The sequence below is a fragment of the Denitrobacterium detoxificans genome (genome assembly GCF_001643775.1).
GTDB lineage: Bacteria > Actinomycetota > Coriobacteriia > Coriobacteriales > Eggerthellaceae > Denitrobacterium > Denitrobacterium detoxificans.
Genome location: NZ_CP011402.1, coordinates 553,550 through 576,031, shown reverse-complemented (window position 1 = coordinate 576,031; position 22,482 = coordinate 553,550). Strand labels below are relative to the sequence as shown.

The following is a 22,482-nucleotide window of genomic DNA, read 5'->3' as shown; positions in this document are numbered from 1 at the left end:
GTTACGTATGCAAAGGGGGTTTCAGTGCTCGAAGTCGTGCTCGCCATTCCATTCTGGTTCGAAATGCTCGCCACCATCACAGGCGCCATCTCGGGTTCCATGAGCGCGTCGCGAGCCCAGTACGACCTCTTCGGCACCATGATCATCGCGATCATCATGGGCCTGTTCGGCGGCATCCTGCGCGATATCCTGCTGCAAGATTACGGCATCTACGCATTCCAACGCCCCGAACTCATCATCGCCTGCGTCATCACGGCATTCATCGTGTTCTACTTCGGGCGCCTAACCACCTACCTGAACCCCGTCATCGACATCGTCGATGGCCTGTCCGTGGGCATGTGGGCCATCATCAGCGCGGGCAAGGGCCTTTCCGCTGGCCTGGGCATCGTACCCGCCGTGGTACTGGGCACCGTGGTTTCCATCGGCGGCGGCGTCATGCGCGACATCATGATGAACAAGCAGATCAACGCCTTCCGCCCCGGCTCGCTCTACGGCACCGCCGCACTGGTGGGCACCGCCATCTTCGCCGTCATGAAGAGCTTCCACATCCTCGACGAGTGGTCGCCCATCATCTGCCTGCTGCTCATCATGGGCATCCGCTTTGGATCCATGGCGTTCGGCTGGCATACCACTCCCGCGCACGATCTCACGCAAACGGTATCCGACGTGGTGGCGCAGCCCGTGCGCACCATTCGCTACAAGCGCCGCACGCCCGAGAACCTCGCCGACGAGGCACAGCGCCGCAAGCAGGCACAAGAAAGCCGCCCCACGTGGCGGGAGCGGCTTCACCTTCGCTAGCGTTTTTTCAGGCGCGCCTATACGTTCTTCAGCAGCACCGTGGAGAGCACGTCGGCCACGTGCTCGCAGCCGTCGCAACAGTTTTCCAGCTTCAGGAAGATACGGCTCCACACGACCACGCGCATGGGGTTTTCCGCATCGACGGTGAACAGATTGTGCATGAGTTCCTCGTGCAGCTCGTCGGCCTGCTCCTCGAAATCGTTGACCGAGATGATGGCCTGCGAAAACGCCGCGGACTTGCGGAAGTCGGGGAATTCGCTCATGGCGAGCTTCAGGGCTTCGCAGCTCTTGCGAAGCAGATGCGCCACGCCAATGATGTCCTTGTGCATGAAGTGCACGTCCATCATGTAGAACAGGTTGATGATGTCCTCGATGTCATCAATGACGTCGTCGAGCGCACCCGCGATGGCAAGAATGTCGTCACGATCGATGGGCGTGATAAACGACTTGGCAATGGCCATGTACGTTTCATGGTTGATTTCGTCAGCGCGATGCTCGATTTCATGAGCCTTCGGAATGACCTCACGCACCGCTTCGGCCGTGGTGAAGTTCTCGATTACGTCGATGAGCAAATCGGCTTCCTGCAAAGCAAGGTCTGCCTGCCTCTCAAACGCCTTGAAGTAATCGTATTTCTGTTTGCGTGCCATCCACTTCTCCTCTGGCAGTATTCACAAGCAGGTTCACATTGTAACGTATTTGCTTTTACCGCCATCACATTGATACCAGGCAATTTACGGGACAGCATCCCGCCGCGCGCTTAAAAACGGCTTAAAAATGGGAATGCGTTTTAGAACGCCTCGAGCACGCGACGGCGTTCGTTGCCAATGGTCGTTACGTCATTGTGGCCGGGAAGCACGATCGTCTTGTCGGAAAGCTTGCCGAGCTTGCGCAACGAGGAGCGCATGGATTTCATGCTGCCGCCCTCGAAATCGGTGCGGCCAATGCTGCCGCAGAACAACGTATCGCCCGAAAGCAGCACGGGGGCGCCCGGGTGCGTGCCGTGCGTAGCCAGATAGCACATGCCGCCCGGCGTATGGCCTGGCGTGAGAATGGCCTTCCACGTAACGCCGCCCACCTGGAACGATTCGCCGTCTTCCAAGCGGTTACTCACGGGGCAGCCGGCGATCTCCATACCGTAGGCACGCTGCCCGCGCTCCACCAAGGGGGCATCAATACGACCGCAATACACCGGAGCGGGAGCCTGGTCAACCAGTGTGGCCAGTGCGCCCACGTGATCCCAATGGCAGTGCGTGACGAAGTACGCCGAGATCTTCGAGCCCTTGCAGGCATCGAGTATGGCCTGGGGCTTGGCCGAAGGGTCGACCACAATCACGCCCCCTTCCCCATCGTCGATGAGGTACGTGTTGTTCGCAATGGGACCCAACACCACATAGCGGACGTCAATGCATCCACCCTTCACTGCGTACGATTCGTTTCCCTTATGGTAGCTAAACGCCATGAGCTTCCTTTCATGCGCTTGCGCGCAACCTATTTCGGCATCATACGATGCGCATCGAACACGCCTTCGACATCCTTCAGCTTCGTGAGGATGCGCTCGATGGAGGAAACGCTGCCCACCTGGAACAGGAAGCGCATTTCCACCATGCTGTCACGATGCGATGCCGTAGACGACGTAAGTACGTTGGCCCCTGCCTCGGAAAGCACGGCCACCACGTCGCGCAGCAGGTTCATGCGATCGAGGGCGTCGATGTGCACCTCGACCTTGTACGTGGTGTTGCCATGGGGCGAGTTTTCCCATTCCACATCGATGATGCGCTCGGGATGCTCCATGAGGCTGGTGGCGTTGGGGCAATCGCGCCTATGCACGGACACGCCACGGCCGCGCGTGATAAAGCCCACGATGTCGTCGCCAGGCACGGGGTTGCAGCAGCGCGACAGGCGCACGAGCACACCATCGAGCCCCTTCACGATGATGCCGTTGCTGGGCTTCGACTGCTTCTTGGTCTTCGGATGGCGCACCGAGGTAAGCATGGGCGGCAACTTGCCCGTGGAAGAATCGGACTTCCCCAGGGTCTTCTCGTCTACCTCTTCGCTGCCCTTGTCCGCAAGGATCTTCAGCAGGCGGTTCGCGATGCCCTGCGTGCTTTCCTTGCCCGTGCCCACGGCAACGAGCATGTCATCGGTGTCGTTGAAGCCCATCTGGGCAGCCACGGCCTTCAGGGCGCGCACGCCATTGGTGCTGGAAATGCCCAGGCCGTGCTTGCGCATTTCGCGCGTGAGACGCTCGTGGCCTTCCTGCACGTCGGTGCTGCGGGAGGCGCGCGTGAAGTACGCGCGGATCTTGCTGCGCGCACGCGGCGTCTTCACCAGGTCGATCCAGTCGCGCGAGGGGCCAGCACTCTTCTGCGTAAGCACCTCTACGCGATCGCCCATCTGCAATTCGTAGGAAAGCGGCACGATGGAGCCATTCACTTTCGCGCCCACGCAATGGTTGCCCACTTCGGTATGGACGGCATACGCAAAGTCGACGGGCGTGGAGCCCGCACGCAGCTGCATCGCGTCGCCCTGGGGCGTGAACACGAACACCTCGCTGGGAGCCAGGTCGACCTTCAGCGACTTCAGGAACTCGCGCGAGTCCTGCGTCTCGCCCTGCCAGTCGACCATCTGGCGCAACCAGGCAAGCTGCTGGTCGAAATTGGCGTCTCCCCTGCTGGAGCCTTCCTTGTAGCGCCAATGAGCGGCAACGCCGTATTCGCTCATGCGATGCATTTCAACGGTGCGAATCTGCACTTCCAGCGGACGACCCGCCGGGCCAATGACCGTGGTATGCAGGCTCTGGTACATGTTGAACTTCGGCATGGCAATGTAGTCCTTGAAGCGCCCAGGCATGGGGTGCCACAGGCTGTGGACCGCACCCAGGGCGGAATAGCATTGCGCTACCGTATCGACGATGATGCGCACGGCAATGAGGTCGTAGATCTCCGAAAAGCCCTTGCCGCGCGTGGTCATCTTGCGATAGATGGAATACAGGTGCTTCGGACGCCCCATAACCGAGCAGTTGATATGCACCTTGTCCATTTCGCCACGCAGAATGTCGATGACATTGCCTAGATATTCCTCGCGCTCCACGCGGCTTTCCGCCACCATGCGCGAAATCTGCTTGTACTTGTTGGGCTCGAGGTAGAAAAACGCCAGGTCCTCGAGTTCCCACTTGATTTGGCTAATGCCCATGCGGTGCGCAATGGGCGCATAGATTTCCAGCGTCTCGCGCGCCTTGAAGATGCGCCTGTCTTCACGCAAAGCGGAAAGGGTGCGCATATTATGCAGGCGGTCGGCCAGCTTGATCACGATGACGCGGATGTCCTTGTTCATGGCGACGAACATCTTGCGGATGGTCTGAGCCTGCTCGTCGGAGAGGTTCTCGACCTCGATGCGCGTGATCTTCGTAACGCCATCGACCAACTCGGCGATGGGCTCATTAAAGGCCTCGGCAAGGTCTTCCTTCGTGACCTCGGTGTCCTCTACCACGTCGTGCAGCAAGGCCGCGGCAATGGTTTCCACATCCATGCGCAAATCGCCCAGCACGATGGCAACTTCCACCGGATGCGACACGAAGGGCTCGCCGCTCTTGCGGCACTGCCCCGCATGGGCATCGCGGGCAAACAAGAATGCGCGCTCGAGCAGGTCTTCGTCTTCCTGCGAAAGATACGAACGCGTGGTTTCCTGCAGATACGCGAAGCGCTCTTCAGGCGTGCGATTCTCGGTAACCATGGCCGGGTCGGCAAGACCAACCGTATCGCCAATGGAAAGCTCGCAGGCACGAGGGCGGCCGATAAGGCCATCAGAGCCATCGGTAAAACGAGCGGCACCACCATTGGGCTCGCGCGCCTCGCCCAGAAGGCGCTCGCCCTCGGGAATATCCTTCTGGCTATCGTTGCTTTTACTTGCTTCGTTCATACGCTACCCCTGGCTTTTCTCGTCGGGAAGAATGGGTCGCGCAATGCGCTGCCGCAACACGGCAACGCTGCTCCTCATGACCCACTCGCAGAAGGAACGGAAGATGCCGATCTCGTCGAGGCCCTCGCGATAGCGCACGCTATCGGTGAGCTCGACCTTTCCATCGGCCGGAACAATGCGAATCGAGCGCTGGTACCCCGCTTCGGCAGCGCTGTCGGTTTCTATGAGGCCCAGCTCGCGGAAGACCGCAATGGCGCACGAGGCCGACGCCGCGGAAACGCATACGCGCGGATCGAACGCAGCGACTTCGTCGGCCAGCTGCGCGTCGGAAATCTGGAAGAAGGATTCGCCATGCGCGTCGCCCATGCGCTTCAACACGCGATAGAACGCACCTAGCGTATCGTGGCTGGGCGTGGCATCGCCCAGAATCTGCTCGTTGATGCCGGCATCGGCCGCGCCAAAGAGCACATGCACCCAGGCCTCGTTGCCATCGCGACCCGCACGGCCGCTCATCTGATTGAACTCGACCTCGTTAAACGGCATGTGATACAGGACCACGTGACGGATATTGGGAATGTTCACGCCCTCGCCGAATGACGACGTGGAAATGAGCACCGAAAGAGCGCCCGTACGGAACATCTCCTCGACATGCATGCGATCGGAACGGGAAAGCCCCGCATTGTAGAAGCCGATGAACGGCGCCATGCTGGGTACGAGTTTCCGCAGCGTTCGGGCGAGCGCCACCGATTGCTGGCGTGAATTGACGTACACGACCGTCTTCTCGCCCGTGGCAATGAGGTTCGCCACGTAGGGGTCACGGAACTTGATGTTGCGCTGGTCGTCGAGGTGGAGGTTCTCTCGCTCCGTGCGGTCGAACACGTGCTCGCCCACGTTCAGCACGCGATTGATATCGGCGGCCACGCTTTCAGGAGCCGTTGCGGTAAGCGCAAGCACCACGGGATCGCCCATCTTCCGAATGGCAGCATCGAGATTCGCATACGCATCGCGATTGCCCGCCTTCGCCAGGCCCACGTGATGCGCCTCGTCGACCACCACGAAACCGATGCGGTCGCTCTGGGCGAACTCGTCGGCATGGAAAGACAGGAACTCGGGCGTGGTGAGCACCAGGTCAACTGAGCCATTCGCCAGACCCTGGAAAATCTGCTCGCGCTCTTCGGGCGCCGATTCGCCCGTGAGCACTTCGGCATTCACGCCGAACGGCTGAAGCGCTTGGCGGATATGGTACGCCTGATCGGCGATGAGCGCGCGCAGCGGATACACGAACAGGCTGGCCTTGTGCTTCGCAAGGGCGCACATGGTGGCGTGCACCTGGAACACAAGCGACTTGCCACGGCCCGTGGCCATGACGGCCATAGTGGACTTTCCGACCTTCAGGGCATCGAGCACCTGACGCTGCGAGCCAAACAGTTCGTTGCCTTCGCCGATGAACGATTCGACAATAGCCCTGCGCAGGGCATCGGGATCGCTCTGGGCGAGCTCCTCCCACGTCTGGCGATTACGCTCGCGTTCGGCCTCCATCTGATCGGCTTCGGCATCGTCTTCCGGAGCGGCACCGAATGCGTCGCTTTCCTCGTCGATGGCGAAGAGGCCATCCATATAGCTACGGTGATCGGGGCTAATGCACGCCTCGAGCGCGCGGCACGTTTCCACGGGGGAAATGGACGAAAGCATGGCCTTCACGGAACGACGACCACGCCATGTGTCGATCTGCACCTCGAACGCGGCGTTGACCACGCATCCGCAATGCATGAGCTGCGGAATGTTCGGACAATGAAACATAATGCCCGCACAGGAATTGCGACCGTCGGTGAGCATGGTGGACAAGTGGTTCTTGTCGGCGCCCACCGCGCGCGTGCGAGCAAGCGACACGCTGCGCGCAAGCAGTCGAGGCTGACGGTTTTCCTGGCCAAAGGGAGCCATGAGCTGCAGCTTCTCAACGTTTTCCAACGTGAGCTCGTCCAAGTCGACGCAAGCATCGATGTCGATGCGCGGATGGAAGTTATCTTCGGGAAGCGAATCCATGTACGCGCACAAGCGCTCGGAGAATGCGTCTAAGCTATCCGCGGGAAGCGTTACGCCCACCGCAGCCTCGTGGCCACCAAAGCGCGTAAGGATATCGGCCGTACTTTCCACGGCTTTGAACAGGTTGACCTGGCCCACGCTACGGCCACTTCCGCGGGCAACGCCATCGTCGTCGATGGTGAACAAAATGACGGGAACGCCATACGAGCGCACCAGACGGCTGGCCACGATGCCCTTTACTCCCTCGTGCCAGCCCTTGCCGGCAACCACCAGGGCGCGCTGGCCATGGTAGGACTCCTGCGCCTGCAACGTGGCGATTTCCGTGAGCTCGAGTTCGATGGCGCGACGCTGGTCGTTGATGCCTTCAAGGGCCGACGCCAGCTGGCTCGCCTTGTCGAAATCGTCTTCCAAGAGCAGGTCGAGCGCAGCAGCGGCATCACCCATGCGCCCCGCCGCATTCAGGCGGGGAATGATACTGAACGATAGCGACGTGGAAGCGATGGGGGCTTCAAGCGCCCCAGCGCACGCCAGCAAGGCGGCGATGGAGGGGCGCGGCGCCTCGTTCATGCGCGACACGCCATCGGCCACCAGGGCGCGATTGTCGCGCACGAGCGGAACCAGGTCGGCAACCGTACCCAGCGTGGCAAGGTCGGTATACTCGCGCCACAGATGCGGCTGGCCGAAGCGAGCACCCAGCACCTGCACGAGTTTCAGGGCAACGCCCACGCCCGCCAACATGCTCTGGCCACACGCGTCGTCGATCTTCGGGTCGCACACTGGCACGTCCACGGGCACCAAATCGGCCGGCTCGTGATGGTCGGTGATGAACACCTCTACCCCACGATGCTGAAGCGTCTTCACTTCCTCGCGGCATGCGATGCCGCAGTCGACGGTGATGACCACATCGGGGCGGAACTGCATGAATCGTTCGATGGCGGCGTCGGTAAGGCCGTAGCCCTCGTCGCTGCGACGCGGAATAAACGGCACGACATCGCCACCCAATGCGCGCAGACCACGCGTAAGCACGGCGGTGGCGGATACGCCATCGAGGTCAAAGTCACCGAATACCAGAATGCGACGGTGCGTGCGCAAGGCCGATTCCATGCCATCGGCCACTTCCTTCATGCCGGGAATGGCGTACGGATTAGCCCAGTCGCGCCCAAGCGAGGGGGAAAGAAAATCGGTAGCCTGCTGTGGCGTTGAAATGCCGCGGGCAACCATGGATCGCGCCATGAACCGCGGGATATCGAGCGTGCGTTGCAATACCGAGACCGCGGCCTCGTCGGCCGTGCGAATGCAAAATCGAGCCGTCATATGCGTATACCTAACTGCGTAACCGTGTTTCGCTTCCATTTTCCCACAAAGCGGGCGGCATTGCCACGCGGGAGGGCGCGGAGCAAAAGAAGCGGGGCGGAAACGAACCGCTTCGCTTCCGCCCCGAATGAGCTAATTAAATTCCTGCTGCGTCTTTTCCAGGCCGTTCGCAATGAGGAAGGGAACCGCCTGGGCCGCCGTTTCCACGCTTGCCCGGAACTCGTCTTCCGCCTGCTTGCGAGGACGCGAGAGCACGTAATCGGCCACGGCCATGCGTCCAGGCGGGCGGCCAATGCCGCATCGAACGCGGAACCAATCGCGCGTGCCGAGCTTGTCGCAGATGGACCGCAGGCCATTGTGGCCCGCATGCCCGCCACCGAACTTCACGCGAATGCTGCCAGGTTCGATGTCGAGATCGTCGTGGATGACGATGAGGTGATCGGGCTTCACGCCATGGGCAGCGCACAGCTGCTTCACGGGGCCACCCGATGTGTTCATGTAGCTTTGGGGCTTGGCAAACAGGACGTCTTCGCCTGCGAGGGAGCCCTTCGCAGTGAGCGCGCCGCATTCCGTCTTCCAATAGCGAGCCCCTGCCGAATCGGCAAGGCAATCGACGGTGTCGAAGCCCGCATTATGTCGCGTATGCTCGTACTCTTCGCCAGGATTTCCCAGGCCAACCACCAAATACATGAATCTCCTACTTCTTCTGGTAATTGAAGAACAGGCTCAAATCGCCGCTCTTCGCATTTCGCTGGGAAAGAGCATAGCGCATGCGGAGACCGCGCGCGATAATTCGCACATTCATTGCTTGAATGCATTTCGCGACCTCGGGACCATGCGGCGTGGGGGCAGCCAGGCTGTGGCCCTCGTAGAACGGAACAACCTGATAGATGCCATCTTCGCCAACCGTTACGTAGTCTTGCAGGTAGTTGGCGTCGATGAAGCCATTCCAGTCGCCAAAGCTCTTCCACCACGCTTCGCCGCTCTTCAGCGGGAAGCCAAGCGGGTTCTGCATATTGGAATACCAGGCCTTGATGCACATGAGCGTGAGGTCCCAATAGCCCTGCACGCGCTCTTGCTCGGCGCGCATGGCATTGAACTGGCCCTTGCCACCCGCATTCGTGCCCGGCATGAAGTTACCAATGGTATGCGAAAGGTACGTAAGCAGGGCAAGCTGCTTGGCAGCACCATCTTCGGCACCCAGTTCGAGCAAGGCATCGATGGTATTCAGCGTGCACGAGCAGAACGATCCCTCGAGCATCTTCAGGGAATCGGGGCTCCACAGGTACGCGTACAGCACGGCGGCAGCACGCGGAGCAGTAGCCTCGTCGAAGACGAACTGCAGGTCGATGCCGCCCTCAGTCGTGCCGATTTCCGACGTGCAGCCCTGCGCTTTGCCTGCGGCCGCATCGACGATTTCGGCCATCGAGCCGTCGGGGTTATAAGAGGTGCCCTGCGTCATCACGCGAGCGGCGCGTTCGTACTCGATCAGAGCGTAGGCGTCGGCCGCCGTGCGCAAACGCACCTGAGCGCCCTTCTTGCGCAGATCGTTGTACGCGGCGATCTTCTGCGCCCATTCCTCCAGGCCAGCGTAGTCTTCGAAGTTACGCAGCTGGGAACTGACATCGTTAAACACCTGAGCGAAGCAATCTTCGTCTTCGACCATTTCGGAGAGCTGATCGATGAGCTTCTTCGCCGGAATGCCCTGCGCAAAAGCCGCCTGGCACTTCTTCTTGCCATACAGTTTTTCGATGCTAGACCCTGCCACGGCTATCTCCCCCATTCGTGTTCGCCGTTAATGCATCCGATTATAACTCACCAAGTCGCAAATAGCCTGATAAGCTAGCGAACGGTCCACCCACGAAAAACGGAGCGCCCCACAGGGGGACGCTCCGCTGAAACCGGCTATGTGGGAAATGCTATTCGAACAGAGCGGCTACGCTGCCGTATTCGAACACGTTCTTGATCGTCTTGGCGAACAGAGGCGCCACCGAGAGGACCTTGATCTTGCCGTTCTGGCGCTCGAGCGGAACGGGCACGGCGTTCGTGACCACGACTTCCTCGATGGAAGAGTTCGCGATGCGCTCGTAGGCAGGGCCACTGAACAGGCCATGCGTAGCGCAGGCGTATACCGCGCGGGCGCCCTTCGCCTTCAGCGTGTCGGCAGCGGCAACCAGCGAGCCAGCCGTATCGATCATGTCGTCGTTGATGATGCAAATCTTGTCAGTGACATCGCCAATGAGGGCCGTGATCTCGCTCTGGTTGTGGCGCGGGCGGTCCTTGTGCATGATGGCGATGCTGCTATCAAGCTTGGTCTGGAACTTCTTGGCAGCCTTCGCACGACCCACGTCGGGGGAAACGACGCACACCTCGTCGGGATCCCAGCCCTTGTTCTTGAAGTAGTCGACGAAGATGCCCATGGCCGTCATGTGGTTCACGGGAATCTCGAAGAAGCCCTGGATGGCGTTCTGGTGCAGGTCGACCGAAATCATGTTCGTAGCACCGGCGGCTTCCAGCATATCGGCAACCAGACGTGCGGTAATGGGCTCACGCGGAGCGGCCTTGCGCTCCTGGCGGGCGTAGCCGTAGTGCGTGATTACGGCGGAAATGGTGCGGGCGCTGGCGCGCTTTGCCGCATCAATCATGATGAGCAGCTCCATGAGCGCGTCGTTGATGTGCTCGCCAGCAACGCTCTGCACGATGAAGACGTCGCAACCGCGCACGCTCTCCAGGTAGCGAGCGTAGATTTCGCCATTAGCGAACTTCTCGAGCTTCACGTTGCCGAGGTCCATCTTGAGCTCGTTGGCGATCTGCTCGGCAAGCTCGCGATTCACCGACCCCGAGAAGAGCTTCATCTGCTTTTTCATGTCGATGATGTTAGCCATTGCTTCAACCTTCCCCATAGCTAATGATGCTATTACTATTGCTCCTGCTTGGGAGCACGATATTGTTCCTTCACGACCTGGCGGGCGCGGCCCAAGGCCAGCGCGCAATCGGGCACGTCTTCGGTGATGACCGAACCAGCGCCCACGAGCGCATGCGAACCGATGGTAACGGGGGCCACCATCATAGTGTCGCTACCCACGAACGCATTCTCGCCGATAACGGTGGGCCACTTGCGCTCGCCGTCGTAATTGCAGGTAATGGAGCCAGCGCCAATGTTCACGCCGCCGGCCATGGTGGTGTCGCCGATGTAGCTCAGGTGCGGAACCTTGCTGCCAGGGCCAATGGTGGATTTCTTGATTTCGACGTGCGTACCAGCCTTGGCACCTTCGCACAAATGCGTGCCGGGGCGCAGGTACGCGCGCGGCCCGCACGTGCAACCGTCGTCGATAACCGTTTCCACGGCAACCGTCTCATCGATGACGCAGCCAGCGCCAACGGTGGTATCGGTGAGGCGCGTATTCGGGCCCAGAACCGTGTCGGGGCCAACCTCGACCGCGCCAAGAAGCGTGGTCATGGGAAGAATCTCGACGTCCTGGGCAAGCTTTACATCGGGGCCAATCCACACGGTGGAAGGATCGGTCATGGTAACGCCCGCCAGCATATGGCGCTCGTTGATGCGACGCTGCATGACCTGCGACGCCTGCGCCAGCTGTACGCGCGTATTGATGCCCAGGCACTCGTTGGAATCGGCCGCGCAGAAGCCCAGAACAGAACGGCCTTCGTTACGGGCGATCTCGATAACGTCGGTAAGATAGAACTCGCCTTGGGCGTTGTTGGTGCCCACCTTGGAAAGCGCCTGGAACAGCAGCTGCGCATCGAAGCAGTAGAAGCCCGAGTTGCATTCGCCGATAAGCGCCTCTTCGGGCGTGCAATCCTTCTGCTCGACAATGCGCTCTACCTGACCCGCAGCATCACGCACGATGCGACCGTACCCCGTAGGGTCGGCAGGCTGCATGGTAAGAACCACGACGCCAGCATCGTCTTGCTCGCGTGCAGCAACCAAAGCGGAAAGCGTTTCGGGCGTGATGAGCGGGCTGTCGCCCGAAAGCACCAGCAGCGAGCCGGTGACGCCCTGGAATTCCGAAGCGCAGGCCATAACGGCATCGGCCGTACCACGCTGTTCCTGCTGAATGACGATATTGGTGTCGGCCACGATGGACTCGACAACCTCGCGCGCATGACCCAGCACGGTAACGATGCGGCCAATGCCGGCATCGTGCGCGGCCTCGACGACCCAACGCACCAGCGGGCGCCCCAGGAGCTTGTGGCTTACCTTGGGGTGACGCGACTTCATGCGGGTGCCTTCACCCGCGGCCAATATAATCGCGGAAGCTTCCATTCCGTCCTTCTTCCTGCGTTTATTACTCGGTTTCAAGGGAAAGCGCAGCGCAAATGGCATCAAGCAGGGCGATGGCATAGTGCTGCGCAGAGCGGCCTTCGCCAGCATCCTGCCACTGCGCAGAGGGCAGGCTGATGGCGATGCGCGGCGGCGTCTGCGTGGCAGCGCCCATGGCGGTGCGCAAACGCAGGCCAAGCGTTTCCTCTTCGTCAAACGTAACGAAGGGGACGCTCTGCTGGGCGCCTTCCTGCCCCACCACGATTTGCACGAGGAGCATGTCCTCATCGGGGGCAACGAGCAGGGAATCGGCGCTCACGATCTTCGATGCGGGATTCGTGGCAAGGGCCAGGTTCGACATGCGCGCCGCTACGGAACGCGTGAACGAATCGGTTCCGAACAAGCAGAGCGCATTGCGCTCGAGCACATCGGAAGCGCGGGCGAAGCCCAGATGCACGGCCGCCTGGGGGCCAGGCTTGCCTTCCCAGGAATGATGCAGATTATGCACGGCGCGATACGTGAACGCGCCAGCGATGCCATCGGAGGGCAGGCCCATGTTCAGCTGGAACTTGCGCAGGGCGAGTTCCGTGTATGCGCCAAAGATGCCATCGTCGTTGCAGGCAAAGCCCAGGGCATTCAGCGCATTCTGGAGCTGCTTGACATCGTTGCCGTGGAAGTAGGGCATGCGCAGGTACAGCGTGCGATCGCCCAGATGGAACGTGGCGTCGAGCAACGCAGCCCACACCTTCTCGTTCACCTGGGTAGTAGCAGGCAGGCCATTGGCCTGGCAAAACGCAGAAACGGCGACGCCAGTGGCGTCGTCGTATGTACCGGTGACCTGGCTATCTGCCAGAAAATTCAATTCCGCGAGCTTCTGCTGAACGTCGAGAACACCAGCGCCCGTGTCGTTTTTTTGCATTGTATCCATACCCGCATTGTAACGCCCCAGACATGCCAAGAACATGCCTGGGGCGTGCTTTCATACGTTCCCTATGAACGAAGGGGCTAATTCAAACGGTTGACGAACCAGTCGGCCATCGAAATGAGCAGATCGCGCGCCGACGAAGGGCCAAGAATCTCGAGCAGACGATTCTTCGCGATGCTCGTGAGGTTTTCCGCATAAGCACGCGCGTAATCGATGCTGCCGGAATCCTGCATGATCTGAGCGGCTTCCTCCAGGATGGCAGGGTCCTTCTCGTGCGAGCTGAGAATCTCCACGAGCCTGTCGCGCTTCGGAGAATTCTGGAGCGCATGCACCACGCACAGCGTGCGCTTGCCCTCGGTGATGTCGTTGCGGAAGTCCTTCTTGGTGGATTCCTCGCTGCCAATGAGGTTGAGCAGGTCGTCTTGAATCTGGAAGGCCAGGCCCGTATCGAGGCCGTAATTACGCAGGCCTTCGATTTCGGCTTCGGAGCCACCGCCCACGATGGCGCCAATGGCCAGCGGCACGGCACCCGAATAATGCGCCGTCTTATGCGTAGCCATGACCAGGTAATCTTCTGGCGTGATGTCGTAACGACCATCGCGCGCCCAACCGATATCGAGCGCCTGGCCTTCGATGGTGCGGCGCGTCATCTCGGTGAGTTCGGTGATGAGGCGGATCTTCGTGGAATCGTCGAGGTTCGGATCAAACGCAACGGTGCCATTGACCAGCGTAAGGCCCAAATCGCCCGCGTTGATGGCCAGGCCCATGCCCTCGGTAAGGTGCAGGCAGGGCACGCCACGACGCAGTTCCGCCTCGTCGGCGATATCGTCGTGAATGAGGGCGGCCGTATGGAAATGCTCGATGGCGGCGGCCGCGCTTACGGCGCGCTTCACATCGCCCCCAACGGCGCGACACGCGGCAAAGCAAATGAGCGGACGGTGACGCTTACCGCCGTTCTCGCTGTAGCGGGAAAGCGGACCATACAGATACCGGTTCATGTCGGGATGGGTGCCTTCGGGAATGAAGGTATTCACAAGATCCCCCACCTGGTCGGCGTAATGATCGAGATATTCCCCGAACGTGGTGGATTCGTAATCGACGGTTGCGAGAAATTCGTCGAACTCGCGAACGGATGGCTGCTGCTTCACGATGCGAAACTCTTCCTCGGGCGTATGCGGTGCCCGACCCCTCACCTTGCAAATAACACGTTAAGGCGCAATGCGAGCGCAGGAACAAGCACTTGAATACTTCGATGCCCATGCATCGCCTAACCCGTAAAATGCATTATAGGATACAAAACAATGCATATATCCACATGTGCACGAATACGGCGCATTAACCCCACAGACGATTGGGATGAACGCAGGTTCGAACCCCACCGCGTGGGGTTAACGCACAGGTAAGTGGTAAGAGCGGTGGGGTTCCCCATTTTCGCTTCGCGAAAATCATTGTCTCGCGCTTTCGCGCTCGACCGAAACGCTACGGGGGCCGCACTGCGGCCCCCGCTTCACGCGTTTCCACCTCATCGGTTCGAACCCCACCGCATGGGGTTTACGCACAGGTAAGTGGTAGGAGCGGTGGGGTTCCTTATTTTCGCTTCGCGAAAATCATTGTCTCGCGCTTACGCGCTCGACCGAAACGCTACGGGGGCCGCACTGCGGCCCCCGCTTCACGCGTTTCCACCTCATCGGTTCGAACCCCACCGCGTGGGGTTAACGCACAAGTAAGTGGTAGGAGCGGTGGGGTTCGAACCCACAAGCCTTGCGGCGGCGGATTTTAAGTCCGCTGCGTATGCCAATTCCGCCACGCTCCCCTATGAGAACGCCCTTTGGGCTTAGGACATGATAGCAGATAGGCTACATGCGCCCCGAAGATGCCGCCATGATGATGCCTTGCAGGATGTCGGACTCGCTCACCGTGAACGACCCCAGCCCCGAGCAATCAAGCACCTGACCAAGGATTTCCATGCCCGCCACGATGACGGGAGCGCGGTCGGGCTGCAAGCCCGTAACCGTGCGGCGCTGTTCGAGCGTCATGCCCGCAAGACGGCGCGTTTCCACCTGCAGCACATCACGCGATACGCAATAGCCATGCACGCGCGAGGAATCGTATGGGTCCATAGCCTCATGCACGGAAACGACCGATGTAGCCGTACCCGCGACGGCCACCATGCGCTCGGGCACGAAGCCCCTGTCGGCAAGGCGGTCGAAGAAGGGCTGGAAGTTACGCTGGCACAGCTCGCGCGCCGCCTGCAGCTCTTCGCCGGTAGGCGGATCGCCCGCCAGAAGGCGTTCGGTCACGCGACGGCAGCCAATGTCGAACGAGTGCGCCACCAGAGGATCTTCGCCGCCAACGCCCGCGATGACCTCCGTTGAGCCACCACCAGAATCAACCACCAGCAAGCGCTCGCCCGCGAAATCACACGAGGCGCCCATGAAGGAAAGAGCCGCTTCGCGCGTACCGGGAATAACGGAAAGCTGCACGCCCTCCCCCGCCAGGATACGTGCGAACTCGTCGGCGTTTTCCGCATCGCGCGACGCAGACGTAGCCACAGCTGTAAGGGCGATGGGGCAATCGGGTGAAGCGTACGATTCGATAATCTCCTGGTACTGGGCCACGCATGCACGCACACGCTCCATGGCCTGGGGCTTCAATACGCCCGTCGCATCAACGCCCTCGCCCAGATTCACAATGGAAGAGCGGCGCACCAGCTCGTGCAATCCGCCCTCGTCAACATCCGCGATAAACAAACGGCACGTGACCGTGCCGATATCAATAGCTGCATAGCGACCCATGCTGCTCCTATCCCGAATAGCCGAATAGAACGTCGAGCACCCCCGAATACCAGGTATCGGGAGCCTTGATATCACTTGAAGGAGTAAGGCTCGAAACATCGATGGACGCGCTATCTGAGGAAAGCCCCGATACGCGCACGGACGTTTCGCCTTCGCGCACCATGCCATAGCCCTGCCGCGCGGCATCTTCCATGCCCTCGTCGGTGGAAAGGTTCGCTACATCGGACTGGAGCTCTTCGTTCTCCTGCGTCACGATGACGTACTCGGCCTCCATCTTCGCCTGATCGCGAACGGCCGTGTAGTAATCGCGCGCCGGAGCGTACAGGAATGCGGCACAGGCAACTACGCATGCCACGACCGTGAGCGGCACGGCCACGGCCATGCGCACCTTATGCGACGCCTTGCGCGCAGATGCCGAATTGGCTCGCTGCATCGAAGAACGCTCGTTCTGCATGCGCGCCGACTTGCGATGCGTAGAGCCCATCTGGCCACGGTACACGGCCGCACGAGGGCCCGATTCCGTTGGCGTTGCAGGCTGGTCTTGCACGAAGCGATCGAAGGCACGCGATGCCTTCTTCTTGCGCGCATCATGACGATGCTTCTGAAATGCGCTTTGCTTAGGATGGGTCTGGGCCGGCTCGGAGGCTTCCTGGCTGCGCCGGGAAGCGCTGCGATGAGCAGAACGGGATGCACTCTTGCCGCCACGCGCCGACATGCGCGCCTGAAGACGCTCTTCGGCGGAAGCGCGATAGTCTTCGCCCGAAACGAAGCGGGCGCGTGCACCCGAATTTGCGGCAACGGAGGATTTGTAGCCACGACGTGCGCGGGATGCGGATTTCGCAGTTTCGAAATCGACGATATGCGCTTGGCTAGACACCTGAACAGACCCCTTGAGCATTGTAGTTGGTTTATAGTGCGTGTAATGCTTCGGTGGCCTTATCTTATCACGCGCAGGGAGGGGCAATCCAGGTGGATTGCAAATCGGACGCGAATTCATAACCGCACGGCACAAATGCATCGGAAACGCAATCTACCTGGGGCGATTCAATTTCCGCCCCTACATTCGAAAGCTACGAATTCAACATTTTTGAAATGAAAAAGGCACCCACGCGAACCTATGCGCGTGAGTGCCTTCAAGCAGCGACGAATGTAGCGCTATTCCTCTTCCAGGGCAGCGGCGATTTCGTCGGTGATATCCATGGTATGGTACACGCTCTGGAGGTCTTCGAGCTCTTCCAGACGGTCGACCAGACGCATGACCTTCTTGGCGTCGGAAGCGCTCACCTGCGTAGGCGTGGTGGGCTCCATGATGAATTCGGCGCCCTGCGTTTCAACGCCCGCAGCCTCCAGCGCCTTCTTCACGGCCATGAGGTCGGAAGGAGCGGTGTAGACGATCCACTGGTCGTCGGCGTCTTCGTAGTCCTTGCCGCCGGCTTCGTCGACGGTCATCATGAACTCTTCCTCATCGCCGGCGGTACCGTTGGGCTTCATGCCCTCCTTCTTGCCGCCTTCGATTTCCTTCGGAACCATGATCTGACCCTTGCGCTCGAACATGAACGCAACGGAGCCGCTGGTACCCAGGTTGCCGCCCGCATGCGTGAAGGCGCTACGAACGTCGGCAGCCGTACGGTTGCGGTTGTCGGTAAGAGCTTCGCAGTAGATGGCGATGCCCGCGGGGCCATAGCCCTCGTAGATTACCGACTCGTACGAAGCGGCATCCTTGCCGGTGCCGAACGCCTTGTCGATAGCGGTCTTGATCTTATCCTTGGGAAGGGAATAGCCCTTCGCCTTTTCGATGGCGGCCGCCAGGGATGCGTTGTTGTCGGGGTTGGGGTCGCCCCCTTCCTTAGCCGCAACGGTGATGTTGCGGGAAAGTTTACCGAACAGCGCCGAACGCTTGGCGTCCTGGGCCGCCTTGCGGTGCTTGGTGGTTGCCCACTTAGAATGCCCTGACATAGCACTCCCTTCGAATACTCGTTGATGCTTTGCGTGCGCGTATGCACAAAACGCAATTGCCTAGTGTAGCACAGGGCAACGCACTACGCGCCCCAGCTGCCCATCTCTACAGCGTACGTACAGACAGAACAGCCAGGGCGCGCCATTCGAGGCAACATTCGCAAGAAGAAAAACTATGCGCGCTCCCACAGGCCAGACTTGCCGCCGTCCTTCTTGAGCAGGCGCACGTCCATGATTTCCATGCCGCGGTCGACCGCCTTGCACATGTCGTACACGGTAAGGCAGGCCACGCTGGCGGCGGTAAGGGCCTCCATCTCGATGCCCGTCTTGCCGGTAACGCCAAACGTCGAGGTGATGTGAATGCCCACGCGACCATCGGCACGCTCGCCCGCGCGCACGGGAGTGCACTCCACCTTTGACTTCGTAATGAGCAGCGGGTGGCACATGGGAATGATGGAGCTGGTCTGCTTGCCAGCCATAATGCCCGCCACGCGTGCGCACGCAAGCACGTCGCCCTTGGCAGCCTTGCCTTCCACGATGAGCTCGAGCGTTTCGGGTTTCATGGAAATGAAACCCTCGGCTACGGCAATGCGCACCGTATCGGGCTTTTCGCTTACGTCAACCATACGTACCTGACCCTGCTCATCGATATGAGTGAGTTCCATTGTTTGCTCCATTCGCAATTGCTTCGTATCGAACCATCGCCCACAAGGGCATGCATTCATGCCTAGCCGCCGATGGCGTTCATGTTCTTTTCCGTGGCGCGTGCGTGGTCGCCTTCGTGATGCTCTTCGGGCTTGGCACCCAGCGCCTGCATGAGTACCGACCGAACGTCGTCCTTCGTGCCGTAACGCACGGCATCGCGCACATTGTATTCCTCGTCGGAAAACAGGCAGGGACGAATACCACCCGTAGACGTGAGCCGCAGGCGATTGCAGTCGCCGCAGAAATGGCGCGACAGCGGCGAGATGAACCCCACCGTGCCCTTTGCGCCGGGGAATTCCCAATAGCGAGCAGGGCCGCCACCTTCGGGCTTGCTGGAATCCTCCACGGGACGCAGTGGCTCCATGCCAGCATCAATGGCCGCAGCATTGATGCTCTCGCGGATCTCGTCCACGCTTACCACGTCTTCGGGGCCCCAACCAGACCCGCAGCTACCCGCCGAATCGCCCACGGGCATGTACTCGATGAAGCGCATGTGCAACGGGCGATCGACGCTCATGCGCGCAAACGCGAAATAATCCTGGTTCATGCTGCGCACGGCAACGGCGTTCACCTTCACGGGGTTGAATCCCACACGCAACGCGGCATCGATGCCCTCAAGCACCTGGTGGATGTTGCCACCGCGGGTAACGCGACGATACGTTTCCTCGTCGAGCGTGTCGAGGGAGATGTTGACGCGCCCCAAGCCTGCCGCCCGCAAGTCTTCAGCCATGCGGCCAAGGAGGATGCCGTTCGTGGTAAGCGATACGTCCTTGATGCCGGGAATGGCGCAAATGTCGCGGACCAGGTCTACGACGCCCTTGCGCACCAGGGGCTCGCCACCCGTAAGGCGCACGCGCTTGATGCCCAGCTGAGCTGCAGCTTCAACTAACTCGACGATTTCGTTGTAACGCAAAATCTCATCATGCGGCACCTGGGCGATGCCCTCGGCGGGCATGCAGTAGATGCAACGCAGATTGCAGCGGTCGGTTAGCGACACGCGCAGATAATCGATTGTGCGCCCATGGTTATCCTTCATAGGCTCACCTTTCTCGTCTCTATTCTCCCGTGAGATTATAGGCGAAGAAAACGCATAATCAAGCGGCTATACCGTACGGTTAACCGCGAACGGCAACCCGCCACACGGCAACGCGGACACCTCTAGCGGCTTACCAGATACAGGCTTTCGGGAGGGATGCGAATGAGCAGCTCCTCGCCCAGCTCGGGCCAAGAATCGCGTGGCTCCTTCAGCGTGTCGACGCGCCAGAACAGACGCTGATGCAAGTAGCGCATTTCCTCCTGGTTCTCGCCCACCAGCTCCTGTGCGCCCTCCTCGCGATCTAGGAAGCGCAGCAAGGCCGAGCGATCGTAGCGCGAGTCGCTCACGCGGTCTACGCGCACGCGATACACATTGGGGCCAGGCTCGGAAGCTCGCTCCAGGCGAAATGCGCGCACGCCAAACGCCTTGATATCGGACGGAATGGGACGCATGGCATCGATCTCGATGCCCCACGAAGGGCAGAACAGGCGCGTTGGGGACACGCGCTCGCACGAAAGGGCGTTCTTGCACCCCGACAGCTTGATGCCGGCCAGGCTCTTCGGATCGTCGATGAGCTCGCGACCCGCGTCTATTTCCATGATGTGCCCCGCCTCGACCACGGCAATGCGATCGCAGAAGTGCAACGCCTCGTCGATATCGTGGCTTACGTAGATGATGGTGCCGTCGAACGAATCGAACAGACCCACCAGGCTCTGCTCGAGCAGTGTCTTCAAATGTGCATCGAGCGCCGAAAACGGCTCGTCGAGCATGAGGATTCCCGGACGCGCCGCAAGCATGCGAGCAAGCGCCACGCGCTGCTGCTGACCACCGGAAAGCTGAGACGGATAGCGCTTGGCAAACGCAATGACGTCGAAGCGCACGAGCTCGGCCTCGACAATGCGCGCTCGTTCCTCGGGCGGTAAGCTGCGATCGACGCCAGCGGCAACGTTCTGCTCTACGGTAAGGTTCGGAAAGAGCATGTAGCTCTGGAACAAGAGCGCCGTCTTGCGCTTCTGCGGCGACAGATTGATGCCCTGCGCGCTATCGAAGAACGTCGTGCCGTTCACCACGATACGACCCTCGTCGGGCGTATCAATGCCCGCAATGCAGCGCATGGTCAAGCTCTTGCCGCAGCCGCTGGCACCTAGCAGGCCAAAGGTCTCGTCCCCCGCTTGGAAGGCAACGTCGAGCTGGAACGAGCCGTATCGCTTGCGAATATCGACCTCAAGGCTCATTATTCAGCCGCCCCCTTCCGGTAGCGCGTAGTATGCCTATCCTACAGGTTGATGAACAGAATGACAACGAAGCTGAAGATCATGATGACGATGGTCCAGAAGATGGCCACGTCGGTGTTGCCGTTCATCCACTCGAAGTAGATGGCGATGGGAATGGTGCGCGTAACGCCCAGGTAATTGCCCGCCAGGAACAACGTAGCGCCGAATTCGCCCAGCGCGCGAGCAAACGCGAGCACGGTACCCGAGGCGATATTGCTCCAGGAAAGCGGCAGCATAAGACGGAAGAACACGCGAGCATCGCTCCAGCCAAGCGTACGCGCCGCATCAAGCATGTTCGGATCGAGGCTTTCGAAGGCACCACGCGCGCTGCGGTACATGAGCGGGAAGGCCACAACTACCGCGGCGATGACCGTTGCCGGCCAGCTGAAGATGAGTGGGAAGCCAATGTCGATGAACCAGCGCCCCACTGCCGTGTTGTTTCCCAGGCAAAGCAGTAGCAGAAAGCCGCACACCGTGGGCGGTAGCACCATGGGGATGGTGAAGATGGCGTCGAAGATGTCACGCACGCGCGAAGGCATGCGCAGGCAGAAGTACGCCGCGGCAAGGCCCAGCACAAAGATGAACACGATGGCCGTGAGCGTAGTGCGCAGCGTAACCCACAGCGGCGAATAGTCGAGCGTAGAGAGGAACGTGCCAAGAGATTCCCACATTGAGGGCTGCGCGACGATCGTTGCCTGGTCGGACGCAACAACGTTGGCGAAAGAGGCATGCGTGGGCTTCGCATAGCGCGCGTTGCTGGAGTCGGTGACGTCGCTTCCGTCCTCCCCCATCACGCACGCATAGAAACGCCCGTCCGAAAGCTCCTGATTGAACGTGAACGCCACACCGTCGACCACATAGCGCGTCTCAGTCGTGACATAACACGTAACATCGGCGTTAAGCGTTGCCCCACCTGATGCATTCGCGCTATCGAGTGCGCACAGCAGGGAAAGCAGCGAGGCCGCCGCATCGCCCGACGAATCGCCATAGCCAATCTGCTGGGCCGCTTCCGGACTTAGGTAGACGACCGCGTAATCGGACATTGCAATGAACACCACCGAATAAGCACTCGAACCTTCGTAGAAGGCATAACCGCAATATGCGCCATCGATATCGCGATTGCTTCCCGTCTGGGCGCGCTTGAAATCGGACAGCGCGAAATCGCATCCATCAAGCGTTGCCGCTGCATTGTCGGCCGAAACCGTCACGCCCTCGAAGGAGTCCGTTGCCTGCTGCGATGTGACGGAAACGCGCGGCGTGTCGACATCCCCCAAATCGTCGTCGGCATACGCAAGCATCGGCGCAACGCAGGACGCGGCAAGCACCGCGGCCATTACCAGGGAAAGCAAGCGTGTTCGTATCGTCATTACCATTCCTATCAGAAATGAGGGCCAGCATACGCCAGCCCCCATCTTCAAAACCGTATGTAGGTTACT

18 protein-coding genes and 1 tRNA gene are annotated in these 22,482 nt (G+C 60.3%); 1 reads left to right on the top strand and 18 read right to left on the bottom strand.

The annotated features are described in order from the left end of the window. Positions 1 to 24 precede the first annotated feature (24 nt). Positions 25 to 798, top strand: a complete 774-nt coding sequence (locus AAY81_RS02305; protein WP_066660870.1) for a trimeric intracellular cation channel family protein — start codon at positions 25 to 27, stop codon at positions 796 to 798. Positions 799 to 815: 17 nt separating this feature from the next. Here AAY81_RS02305 and AAY81_RS02300 read toward each other — a convergent pair whose 3' ends face one another. From AAY81_RS02300 to modB, 18 genes are all read right to left on the bottom strand, one after another. After that, complete coding sequence (locus AAY81_RS02300) at positions 816 to 1,445, bottom strand: DUF47 domain-containing protein (RefSeq protein ID WP_066660867.1); 630 nt, start codon at positions 1,443 to 1,445, stop codon at positions 816 to 818. Positions 1,446 to 1,585: 140 nt separating this feature from the next. Then, positions 1,586 to 2,257: an MBL fold metallo-hydrolase gene (locus AAY81_RS02295; RefSeq protein ID WP_066660864.1), complete on the bottom strand. Its 672-nt coding sequence runs from the start codon at positions 2,255 to 2,257 to the stop codon at positions 1,586 to 1,588. A gap of 29 nt (positions 2,258 to 2,286) precedes the next feature. Then, positions 2,287 to 4,716 carry a RelA/SpoT family protein gene (locus tag AAY81_RS02290; RefSeq protein WP_082867811.1) on the bottom strand — a complete coding sequence of 810 codons (2,430 nt, stop codon included), beginning with the start codon at positions 4,714 to 4,716 and terminating at the stop codon, positions 2,287 to 2,289. Between the two features lie 3 nt (positions 4,717 to 4,719). Beyond that, positions 4,720 to 8,073 carry a single-stranded-DNA-specific exonuclease RecJ gene (gene recJ, locus AAY81_RS02285; protein ID WP_066660862.1) on the bottom strand — a complete coding sequence of 1,118 codons (3,354 nt, stop codon included), beginning with the start codon at positions 8,071 to 8,073 and terminating at the stop codon, positions 4,720 to 4,722. A 132-nt stretch (positions 8,074 to 8,205) separates the two neighbouring features. Beyond that, positions 8,206 to 8,763 (bottom strand): aminoacyl-tRNA hydrolase, encoded by a 558-nt coding sequence (gene pth, locus AAY81_RS02280; protein WP_066660856.1) that lies wholly within the window; start codon positions 8,761 to 8,763, stop codon positions 8,206 to 8,208. 7 nt (positions 8,764 to 8,770) lie between these two features. Then, on the bottom strand, positions 8,771 to 9,841 hold the full coding sequence (locus AAY81_RS02275) for a DUF6994 family protein (protein WP_074777251.1): 1,071 nt from the start codon (positions 9,839 to 9,841) through the stop codon (positions 8,771 to 8,773). A gap of 151 nt (positions 9,842 to 9,992) precedes the next feature. Then, entirely contained in the window at positions 9,993 to 10,958 is a 966-nt protein-coding gene (locus tag AAY81_RS02270) for a ribose-phosphate diphosphokinase (protein WP_205630839.1), read from the bottom strand. Positions 10,959 to 10,993: 35 nt separating this feature from the next. Beyond that, positions 10,994 to 12,358, bottom strand: a complete 1,365-nt coding sequence (glmU, locus tag AAY81_RS02265) for a bifunctional UDP-N-acetylglucosamine diphosphorylase/glucosamine-1-phosphate N-acetyltransferase GlmU (protein WP_066660854.1) — start codon at positions 12,356 to 12,358, stop codon at positions 10,994 to 10,996. Between the two features lie 22 nt (positions 12,359 to 12,380). Continuing rightward, positions 12,381 to 13,274 carry a peptidoglycan-binding domain-containing protein gene (locus AAY81_RS02260; protein ID WP_240480612.1) on the bottom strand — a complete coding sequence of 298 codons (894 nt, stop codon included), beginning with the start codon at positions 13,272 to 13,274 and terminating at the stop codon, positions 12,381 to 12,383. A gap of 86 nt (positions 13,275 to 13,360) precedes the next feature. Further along, positions 13,361 to 14,473, bottom strand: coding sequence for a polyprenyl synthetase family protein (locus AAY81_RS02255; RefSeq protein WP_420838407.1), 1,113 nt, complete (start codon positions 14,471 to 14,473; stop codon positions 13,361 to 13,363). Between the two features lie 535 nt (positions 14,474 to 15,008). Then, a tRNA-Leu gene (locus AAY81_RS02250) sits at positions 15,009 to 15,093 on the bottom strand. A 43-nt stretch (positions 15,094 to 15,136) separates the two neighbouring features. Then, a complete protein-coding gene (locus AAY81_RS02245) occupies positions 15,137 to 16,075 on the bottom strand; it encodes a Ppx/GppA phosphatase family protein (protein WP_066660842.1) in 939 nt (312 codons plus the stop codon). A 7-nt stretch (positions 16,076 to 16,082) separates the two neighbouring features. Next, positions 16,083 to 16,952 (bottom strand): FtsB family cell division protein, encoded by an 870-nt coding sequence (locus AAY81_RS02240; RefSeq protein ID WP_066660840.1) that lies wholly within the window; start codon positions 16,950 to 16,952, stop codon positions 16,083 to 16,085. Between the two features lie 278 nt (positions 16,953 to 17,230). Further along, positions 17,231 to 18,031, bottom strand: a complete 801-nt coding sequence (locus tag AAY81_RS02235; protein WP_066660838.1) for a YebC/PmpR family DNA-binding transcriptional regulator — start codon at positions 18,029 to 18,031, stop codon at positions 17,231 to 17,233. Positions 18,032 to 18,204: 173 nt separating this feature from the next. After that, positions 18,205 to 18,696, bottom strand: a complete 492-nt coding sequence (gene moaC / locus AAY81_RS02230; protein ID WP_143117363.1) for a cyclic pyranopterin monophosphate synthase MoaC — start codon at positions 18,694 to 18,696, stop codon at positions 18,205 to 18,207. Between the two features lie 62 nt (positions 18,697 to 18,758). Then, positions 18,759 to 19,772 carry a GTP 3',8-cyclase MoaA gene (gene moaA / locus AAY81_RS02225; protein WP_066660834.1) on the bottom strand — a complete coding sequence of 338 codons (1,014 nt, stop codon included), beginning with the start codon at positions 19,770 to 19,772 and terminating at the stop codon, positions 18,759 to 18,761. A gap of 122 nt (positions 19,773 to 19,894) precedes the next feature. Further along, the gene (locus AAY81_RS02220) at positions 19,895 to 21,007 is read right to left on the bottom strand and encodes a sulfate/molybdate ABC transporter ATP-binding protein (protein WP_066660832.1); all 1,113 of its coding nucleotides are present in this window, start codon (positions 21,005 to 21,007) and stop codon (positions 19,895 to 19,897) included. Positions 21,008 to 21,048: 41 nt separating this feature from the next. Next, a complete protein-coding gene (gene modB, locus AAY81_RS02215; protein WP_240480611.1) occupies positions 21,049 to 22,413 on the bottom strand; it encodes a molybdate ABC transporter permease subunit in 1,365 nt (454 codons plus the stop codon). Positions 22,414 to 22,482: the final 69 nt, after the last annotated feature.

Bases quoted from the DNA above. Each gene is read 5' to 3' on its own strand.
- AAY81_RS02300 (WP_066660867.1), bottom strand. From the start codon at position 1,445: ATGGCACGCAAACAGAAATACGATTACTTCAAGGCGTTTGAGAGGCAG.
- AAY81_RS02295 (WP_066660864.1), bottom strand. From the start codon at position 2,257: ATGGCGTTTAGCTACCATAAGGGAAACGAATCGTACGCAGTGAAGGGT.
- AAY81_RS02290 (WP_082867811.1), bottom strand. From the start codon at position 4,716: ATGAACGAAGCAAGTAAAAGCAACGATAGCCAGAAGGATATTCCCGAG.
- recJ (WP_066660862.1), bottom strand. From the start codon at position 8,073: ATGACGGCTCGATTTTGCATTCGCACGGCCGACGAGGCCGCGGTCTCG.
- pth (WP_066660856.1), bottom strand. From the start codon at position 8,763: ATGTATTTGGTGGTTGGCCTGGGAAATCCTGGCGAAGAGTACGAGCAT.
- AAY81_RS02270 (WP_205630839.1), bottom strand. From the start codon at position 10,958: ATGGCTAACATCATCGACATGAAAAAGCAGATGAAGCTCTTCTCGGGG.
- glmU (WP_066660854.1), bottom strand. From the start codon at position 12,358: ATGGAAGCTTCCGCGATTATATTGGCCGCGGGTGAAGGCACCCGCATG.
- AAY81_RS02260 (WP_240480612.1), bottom strand. From the start codon at position 13,274: ATGCAAAAAAACGACACGGGCGCTGGTGTTCTCGACGTTCAGCAGAAG.
- AAY81_RS02245 (WP_066660842.1), bottom strand. From the start codon at position 16,075: ATGGGTCGCTATGCAGCTATTGATATCGGCACGGTCACGTGCCGTTTG.
- AAY81_RS02235 (WP_066660838.1), bottom strand. From the start codon at position 18,031: ATGTCAGGGCATTCTAAGTGGGCAACCACCAAGCACCGCAAGGCGGCC.
- moaC (WP_143117363.1), bottom strand. From the start codon at position 18,696: ATGGAACTCACTCATATCGATGAGCAGGGTCAGGTACGTATGGTTGAC.
- moaA (WP_066660834.1), bottom strand. From the start codon at position 19,772: ATGAAGGATAACCATGGGCGCACAATCGATTATCTGCGCGTGTCGCTA.
- AAY81_RS02220 (WP_066660832.1), bottom strand. From the start codon at position 21,007: ATGAGCCTTGAGGTCGATATTCGCAAGCGATACGGCTCGTTCCAGCTC.
- modB (WP_240480611.1), bottom strand. From the start codon at position 22,413: ATGACGATACGAACACGCTTGCTTTCCCTGGTAATGGCCGCGGTGCTT.